At 56.6% G+C, this 8,049-nt stretch carries 5 protein-coding genes; 2 read left to right on the plus strand and 3 right to left on the minus strand.

Annotation, left to right across the window (positions count from 1 at the left end; genetic code table 11):
- The first annotated feature begins 91 nt into the window (after nucleotides 1-91).
- Both B3759_RS04200 and B3759_RS04205 read left to right on the plus strand, forming a co-directional pair.
- On the plus strand, nucleotides 92-1,684 hold the full coding sequence (locus B3759_RS04200) for a bifunctional aspartate transaminase/aspartate 4-decarboxylase (RefSeq protein WP_408736445.1): 1,593 nt from the start codon (nucleotides 92-94) through the stop codon (nucleotides 1,682-1,684).
- A gap of 133 nt (nucleotides 1,685-1,817) precedes the next feature.
- Complete coding sequence (locus B3759_RS04205; RefSeq protein ID WP_099348774.1) at nucleotides 1,818-2,096, plus strand: hypothetical protein; 279 nt, start codon at nucleotides 1,818-1,820, stop codon at nucleotides 2,094-2,096.
- A 309-nt stretch (nucleotides 2,097-2,405) separates the two neighbouring features.
- Here B3759_RS04205 and B3759_RS04210 read toward each other — a convergent pair whose 3' ends face one another.
- The 3 genes from B3759_RS04210 to B3759_RS04220 form a co-directional block, all read right to left on the minus strand.
- Nucleotides 2,406-4,823, minus strand: coding sequence for a TonB-dependent siderophore receptor (locus B3759_RS04210; RefSeq protein ID WP_291363917.1), 2,418 nt, complete (start codon nucleotides 4,821-4,823; stop codon nucleotides 2,406-2,408).
- A gap of 512 nt (nucleotides 4,824-5,335) precedes the next feature.
- Nucleotides 5,336-6,076 (minus strand): M48 family metallopeptidase, encoded by a 741-nt coding sequence (locus tag B3759_RS04215; protein WP_291363919.1) that lies wholly within the window; start codon nucleotides 6,074-6,076, stop codon nucleotides 5,336-5,338.
- Nucleotides 6,077-6,078: 2 nt separating this feature from the next.
- On the minus strand, nucleotides 6,079-8,049 hold a 1,971-nt coding region (locus tag B3759_RS04220; protein WP_408736444.1), incomplete at its 5' end, for a type I restriction enzyme subunit R domain-containing protein.

The following is an 8,049-nucleotide window of genomic DNA, read 5'->3' on the forward strand; positions in this document are numbered from 1 at the left end:
TACCGGCAAAGGTTCTGTTTCTGCGTAAGTTGAGGCACCCTAGGTTTCAACAGAAACGGTTCAGCCCAGTCTGCGCCGAAAGGAATGAATGATGGTTTCCGACAACAGGCGTTTCAAGAACCTGAGCCCTTTTGAGCTTAAGGACAAACTCATTCGCATGGCGACCCGAAAATCGGGCCGCATCATGCTCAATGCCGGTCGCGGTAATCCGAATTTTCTGGCTACATTGCCCCGCTCTGCCTTCTTTCATTTCGGGCAGTTTGCACTGGCGGAGTCCGAGCGATCCTTTTCCTATCTGACGGCAGGAATTGGCGGACATGCCCGGATGGAGGGGATTGAGGACCGTTTCGACCGCTTTCTGTCTGAAAAGCGTGGGCAAGACGGAATCCGTTTTCTCAACCGTGCGATCAGTTATGTGCGTGATCAGATGGGCCTGTCCGCCGCTGCTTTCCTGCACGAGATGGCGGAGGGCATTCTGGGCTGTCATTACCCCACGCCGCCGCGCATGCTGCCGTTGAGCGAGCAGATTACGGGTCATTACGTTCTGAATGAGATGACCGGCGGCACGCTGGCGCGCGAGGAAGTAGATTTCTTCGGGGTCGAAGGCGGTGCGTCGGCGATGGCGTATATCTTCAATTCGCTGAAGCAGAACGGACTGATTGAAAAGGGCGACAAGGTGGCGCTCGGTATGCCGATCTTCTCGCCCTATATCGAGATCCCGCATCTCGAAGAGTTCGGGCTTGAGGAAATCGGCATTCATGCCACGCAGGAGACCGGCTGGCAGTATCCGAAGGAAGAGCTGGAAAAACTGAAGGACCCGGCGGTTAAGATCTTCTTCTGCGTCAATCCGGGTAACCCGACTGCCGTGAAGATGGACGACGCGTCCATGCAGGCCATCGCCGAGATCGTGCAGAATGACCGTCCTGATCTCATCATCATTACCGATGATGTGTATGGGACCTTTGCCGACGACTTTCGTTCGCTGTTCGCCGTCTGCCCGCGCAATACAATCCTTGTCTATTCCTTCTCCAAGTATTTTGGCGCGACGGGCTGGCGGCTCGGCGTCATCGGTATGCACAAGGACAACGCGATTGACGAGCTTGTCCGAAAACTGCCACCGAAGCTCACGGCCGAACTGGCGGAGCGTTATTCCAGCCTGACCACGGACCCCGGCAATCTCAAATTCCTTGATCGCATTGTGGCCGACAGCCGTCTTGTGGCGCTGAACCACACGGCGGGCCTGTCCACGCCGCAGCAGGTGCAGATGGTCATGTTCTGCTTGTTTTGCCTGATGGATGAGCACGACCACTACAAGCAGACGGTCAAAAACATTCTGCGCCGTCGTGAGGCGACCCTTTACAAGGCGCTCGGTGTCGCGCCGCCAAATGATCCCAACGGCGTCAACTATTACACCATGCTCGATCTGAAGAGCATCTGTCGCACACTGTATGGCGATGAGTTTGCTGAGTGGATGGCCGTACGGTCCAGTTCCAGCGAGGTCCTGTTCCGAATTGCTGATGAAACGGGAATCATTCTGCTGCCGGGGCAGGGGTTTGGTCTTCAGCGTCCGGCGGCTCGTGCCTCTTTGGCCAATCTTGATGAATATCAGTACGTGTCCATCGGTCGATCACTACGGAAAATGGCCGATGAGTACTATCAGGCATTTCTGAAGACCCACAACTGAGGTCGGAAACCGGTTTTTTCTGCGGGAGTTGGCCCGACTCCTGTGGACAGAGCCAGACTTAACCCAATGCTAAGTCTTCTCTGTGACCCTTGCCGCAACGAAAAATCGTTGTTCACAGGGGTTAAACCAATCCATGGAATTTCAGAATCACCACCCGGACAGCGATGTCCGGCAACCCGCGACACAGGAACTGGCGGAACTCCGGGCCTGTGTATCCCGTTTTGCGTCTACCGATCCGGTCATCATTGCCTGGGCGGGACAGTGCGCCAGCAATCTTGCCGAAGAAGACCAGACCACTGAAGACATGGTCCGGCTGTCTGCAACAGTGCTTAAATTTGTTCTGGACCTGGATCTACAGGCCCGGGCCGCTGTGAAGCAAAGTCTGCCCGCCGAATGGTGTGTGTCTCTCTGAGAGACACCATCATCATTCCGGACCAAGACGAGGCACAGGGATCAGGTATGGCGCTGGTATCAGTCGCTTGACGATATGATCGCAAGTGCAAAGACTACTGGTGACGTCACGGCAAACGCTACCGTGCAGGATCTGGCAGATTTGAAAAGCGTTCTGTTGTCTTGGCAGGAAAAGCAGGGAACTGTGGATACCACCGGTTAATCCAGAAGCACCGCAGTTCTTTCTGGACATGTTCCAGTTTCAAGACCGGATATTCTGTCCTCAGGAAGCGCCGTCAGATCGACGCGCTCCCCAAGGCAGATATGTCTGTCAGAACTCCGCTGACAGGGTGAAGTGATAGACGCGCGGCAGGCCAGCATACAGACTCGATGCTGCGCCTGATGTGCCGCTGGGAGCGCCGGTATAAACGGAGGCCCAGTAGCGTTCGTTCGTCACGTTGCTGACGCCAAACCGGGCGACCCAAGGAAACTGGGCGACATGGAAGGCATAGCGCGTGCCGAGTTCCAGCGTGGTGTAGGACCCTGTGTGCAGGGTGTTGGTGACGTTGGCCGCACGGTTGCCCATGTAATGCACCCCGGCATTGAAGGCGAAACCGGACGCAAAGGAACCAAGTGACGCCGGCAGGCGGTAATCCAGCAGGAGGCTCGCCTGAAGAGGGGCTGCCCCGACGATTTCCTTCTTGTTGAGCGTGGACGAGCCCGCGTGAACCAGCTCCGCGTCCAGCCAGGTCATGCCGGCGAGGACGGACAGGTTGGGCAGGACTTCACCCGAAATCTGGGCTTCCACGCCGTAGTTCCGCTGTGTACCGCCATACTGATAGGTCTGGCAGTTGGTTTCTGCCGCGCAACCATGGGAGGGGTTCGTCGCGGGGAGATACATGGCGTAAGGCGAGGTGATCCGGAAACCGGCGACGTTAAACTGCATTTTCTTGAGGAAACGCAGTTTGTAGCCGACTTCGTATTCTTCCGAGTGTGCAATCGGGAGCGCGATATTTGTGTTGGTATAGCTGGCGCTGTTCGGGGTGACAGGCCCGGCTTCAACCGACCGACCATATGTGAAGTAGATCGTCTGGTTCTCGGTCGGCTTGTACATGATGCTTGTCGTCGGGCTGAAAGCCGCCGATTTACTGAATCGCTTCATCAGCGGACTGGAGGCGTTCAGCGCACCTTCCTGATTGATCCAGCTCCACGCCAGTGTGCCCATGATCGACCAGTGCTCGTTGATCTTCAGCGTATCACCGATGATGAAGGACTGGCTGGTCACGCTGCTGGATTTGTAACGCCCGCGATAATAGGGCTGCGTTCCGCCATTGGGGGAAGCGCCATACATGTTCATGACGCCGAGGTTCTGTGCGCTCGTCACGGCGGCGACGGGGTTATAATTGCCCATCATGTAGCCGTTGGTGCCGATGACCAGATCATGCCGGATGGGGCCGGTGTAAACGCGACCGTTGAAATAGGCCATGTTACTGCCGACACGGAAATCATCAGCTGTGGTCGTGGCGGTTGCCTTCGAGCTGTACCAGCCGTCGCTGCCCGTCTTGCCACCACAGGTCTTGCCACCATCGCACAGGGTATCGGCCACACCGAAGGCCTGACGTGCTGCATCCTGATACAGACCGCCGAGAGTGAAGCTCCAATTCTCGTTAATCTGGTGCTTGATCTTGGCAAGGAACGTGTTGGTTTCCATGTTGTAGCCGCTCCACTGGGGAGCAAGGCGTTTGCCCAGATCGGGGGCTTCGGGCAGCTTGTCGCCACCGACACCGGTGGCCAAAATGCCGAAGCCGGGCGCTGTTCCGCGCTGATCGTAAGTATAGTGGCTGGCATCGACTTCGATGACCGTCTTGTCGTCAAGATGGAAGTCAAAGTCACCGCTGACCATTTCACGGCGTATCGAACTGCCCTGCGTGTAGGCAGTGCCATCGGCATGCAGCATGTTCAGGCGATAGCCGAACCAGCCATTATTGCCGAGGCGACCAGAAATATCGCCATTGACGGTTGGTGTGCCGACGGAATCCACGCCGACGGAAAGTCGTTCAGTGCGCCGGTCAGTCGGGCGCTTCAGGGTATATTCAAAGACACCAGCCGGGTTTTGGGGCCCGTACATCGCGCCCGCCAGACCGTTCAGAACCTGTAGATTGTCCACCCACTCGGCCGGATAAGGCGTGGTGGAGACCACGTTCAACCCATCCAGACGGGAGTTGGAAATGACATCAGCCTCGAACCCGCGTGACTGCGGGCGTGACGTGTTGGGATCGCCGCGGACTTCCAGCTGCACGGACGGCAGATACTGCGCCAGATCGTTGAGGTTGCGGATCTGCTGGTTGACGATGACATCGTGCGGAACGCCCATGACGGAGTAAGGCGTGTCCAGCGTGTCCCGATTGCCCAACGGTCCAAGATAGACAGTCTTGTTCATGTATTTTGCGCCGGTGCCGTCGGCAGCGTGATGGCCGTGAACGGTGACCGTTTCGCCGTTGGAGCCGTCCAGAATACCGGCGATGGGAGTGGCTCTGGCGCGCGTTGTGCCGGTCTTTGTCCTGTTGTCCGTTGCTCTGATCGCCACCGGTTTGCCGGAGACAGGCTGAGGTGTGGCTGTTTTGGCTGCTGGCTGTGCGTCCGTCTGGTTCGTCTGCGATGAAACAGGCGGGGAGGCCAGCGCAGACGTTGTCAGCAAAGCAGATGCAAACGTTCCGGCAATGAAAGCAGTAGGGAGTCGGCAGGACATGGGGCAGGTGCGTCCGGAATATGAACAGGGAAATACGGTGTCGCTCCCTTATTCCCTTCCTGTGCCCGTATTGTCTATATACAGTGAGGATGAGTCAGCCTGTTGACGGTCGATTGTTAAGTAGTGTTGCCAGAATAATACAGGTTCGAATCATCTCTGATGATTCCGTCATCAGGATGTAAATCGCCTTTGTAAATATCCTGATCAAATCAGCATCGTCCATGACCTTCCCTTTTCCTGAGCGTTGTTGCCTTGAGTGTGGAGAGGAAATGGCAGTCCGAAACATTCGGCATCCCGTGTGAGGCTATAACGGTCAGTGCTGGTTTCCGGTGATGTTGGCTGGAATAATTAAAATGATGTTCTGGAGATGTAGTGGATAAAATTTGTGGTGTATTCATCTGTAATTTTCACGGTTAATTTTAATGTATAATAATTTTTATTTATAATATGGAATTTAAGTGGTATTGGGATGTCTGAAATACTGGCGGCGCAAACCGACAAACCGACACACCTCATGCTCCCTGCAACACCAGCTCCGCCATCCCGTCCAGCCGTGCCTTGTGCCGTTCCCAGTCTGGCATGACACGCCCGAGCAACTGCCAGAACGCCGCGCCGTGATTGTGCTCCTTGAGATGGCAAAGCTCATGCAAAATCACATAGTCGATGCAGTCACGCGGCGCTTTCACCAGATGCGGATTCAATGTGACGACGCCTCCCGGTGAACAGTTGCCCCACTGGGTCCGCATCACCTGAAGCTTCAGGGCCGGGGGCTCAGCCACCCACAAGGCGGACGGCAGCAGCGCGTCCAGTCGATTGCGGAAAACATCCTGTGCCCGTGCGAAATACCAGAGATCCAGCAGCTTCTGAATCCGTAAGGCATGACGCTCCTGCACGGAAACCTCCAGCCGTCCCCGCAACATCCGCACAGTCTCGGGTGCATCAGGTTGATGATGAATCTTCAATAGATGCCGTCGTCCCAGATAGAAATGGCTCTCCCCGCTGACATACTCGCGCGGCGTGGCATGCTCCTGAACCGTCCGGAAATCGCGCAGCTTCTGCCAGATCCAGCGTGTCTTCCGCTGCAACGCCCGCTCCAGATCCGCATCCGGCGTACCGTCAGGGACAACCGCCTGTACCGTCAGGTCCGGATGCACCTTGATCCGCAGCACCGTTCCGGGGCGGGAACGGAACAGCAGCGCCACCCGGATCTGCTCTCCGCCATAAGTCAGAACCCGTGTCTTTCCGGTTGGCATGTTCAGTCGTGCAGCGTGTCGGCAGGACCGGCCCGCATGATCTGAATGATCTGCTCAATAAGCTCTTGTGCCTTGTCCACGCCAAAGCCGACCTTCTGGCCCACACTGAACAGCAACGGCAGGAGTTCCTTGCGGGCCGTCTTCTCCATGTCCGGACGACTGAGCGAATTCTCCCGCACGGCCTTGTCGACAATCCGGTCGATTTCAAACGCCAGATCAATCCAGCGCTGCATCTCTTCATCCGTTTGCTTGTGGTTGAAGATGGCGGCAAGCGTTTTCAGAAACACGCCATAATAGGCCTGCGCGTGGCGATGTCCTTCAAATACGGCGGGAATGCCGTCCAGCCTTCGCTCGGCAACCTGTTCCTCAAATTCCTGAAACAGCAGAAACTGCTTGAGGGGATGATCAAATAGACTTTCCGCCTGCTCAATCACCTTGCGCAGCAGCGCTGAGAATGCCTCCTTCGCATAAGGATCATCCTGCATCTCGTGATCGATCATCTTCGTCACACGCGTGCGGATCAGGTCCGTCTCGTTGCGGGTCTTCTCTTCCGACCAGTTCTCCGGGCCACCTTCCTGCTGCTGCCCCATGCTGCCGACAGTATATAGTCCCTCCGACTTATGGACCTGCACACCCGCCACATGCCGATCCAGCAGCTTCCTTACCTGCTCGGCATACTGGTCGAAATCCACGGTTTCGCCCGTGTCCTGCATCACCATCCGACGCAGGTTGGTCAGCTGTTTCAGAGTCTCCTTGTAGGTAGCGCGGTCCTTCTCCGTGAAACTGCTGTCCTCAAAGAACGCAACCGATTGCAGCGCCACCTTCAGGCACGCGGCAAACTTTGTCAGCGCTTCATAAAAATCGTCCCGCCGCTTGAGGTTCACGTCTACCATTTGGCCGTGTTCTTCCACCATGCGCGGCATGAGCACGGAGCGAAGCTGCTGGATGTCACTTCTGTTCTTCACGCCGTCAAAGATCGCCCAGAGCGCAGTGTGCAGGGCAGGGAGCTCCCGATACTCCGTGCTCATCTGACTATACAGACCGGCAATGTCCTTCGGGTCATACCCACCGACATTCTCGGCGGCCAACTGGTCATAGCGCGCCAGAGTGGTGTCCAACTCCGCCAGAATCCCGCGATAGTCGATCAGCAGACCGTATTTCTTCTGGTCATGCAGCCGGTTCACACGGGCAATCGCCTGCAACAGATTGTGCTGCTTCAGCGGCTTGTCGATATACAGAACCGCGTTCTTCGGTTCATCAAACCCGGTCAACAGCTTGTCCACTACAATGATCAGCTTGAGGTCCGGGTCATTACCGAACCGCTCGATCACGTTCCGGGTGTAGTCATCCTCGCTCTGACTGCCGACATTCTTTTTCCACCACTCCTGAATCTCCGGCTGCCTGCGTTCATCGACTTCCTCATGCCCCTCCCGCGTGTCGGGCGGACTCATGACAATGGCGCTCTCGAACAGACCGACCTCATCCAGATACTGCTTGTAGCGGATGGCGGAGAGCTTGCTGTCACAGGCCAGCATCCCCTTGAGGTCCTTGTCGATGTTGTTGTCGAAATGCGTCGCCAGATCCATGGCGATCAGCCGGATACGGTCATCCGCCTTGTAAACCTGATTGGCGCGGGCGAAGCGTTTCTTGAGATCCGTGATCTGGTCTTCTGTCAGTCCCTGCGTGATGCGATCGAACCAGGCGTCAATGGCGCGGTCATTCACATCCAGATCCGGCTTCCGCTCCTCATACAGAAGCGGCGTCACCGTGCCGTCCGCAACTGCCTGCTGCATGGTGTAGGAATGAATGATCTTCCCGAATCGGCCTGTCGTCTCGCTGTCTTTCAGCAGCGGCGTGCCAGTGAAGGCGATGAAGGCCGCATTGGGCAGCGCGTGTTTCATGCGGGCGTGGTTCTCTCCGCCCTGACTGCGGTGCCCCTCATCCACCAGAACGATGATGTCCGCACTGTCGTT

This window comes from Acetobacter sp. UBA5411, assembly GCF_002409645.1.
In the GTDB taxonomy this organism is placed as follows: Bacteria; Pseudomonadota; Alphaproteobacteria; order Acetobacterales; family Acetobacteraceae; genus Acetobacter.

Bases quoted from the DNA above. Each gene is read 5' to 3' on its own strand.
- B3759_RS04200 (WP_408736445.1), top strand. From the start codon at position 92: ATGGTTTCCGACAACAGGCGTTTCAAGAACCTGAGCCCTTTTGAGCTT.
- B3759_RS04210 (WP_291363917.1), bottom strand. From the start codon at position 4,823: ATGTCCTGCCGACTCCCTACTGCTTTCATTGCCGGAACGTTTGCATCT.
- B3759_RS04215 (WP_291363919.1), bottom strand. From the start codon at position 6,076: ATGCCAACCGGAAAGACACGGGTTCTGACTTATGGCGGAGAGCAGATC.
- B3759_RS04205 (WP_099348774.1), top strand. From the start codon at position 1,818: ATGGAATTTCAGAATCACCACCCGGACAGCGATGTCCGGCAACCCGCG.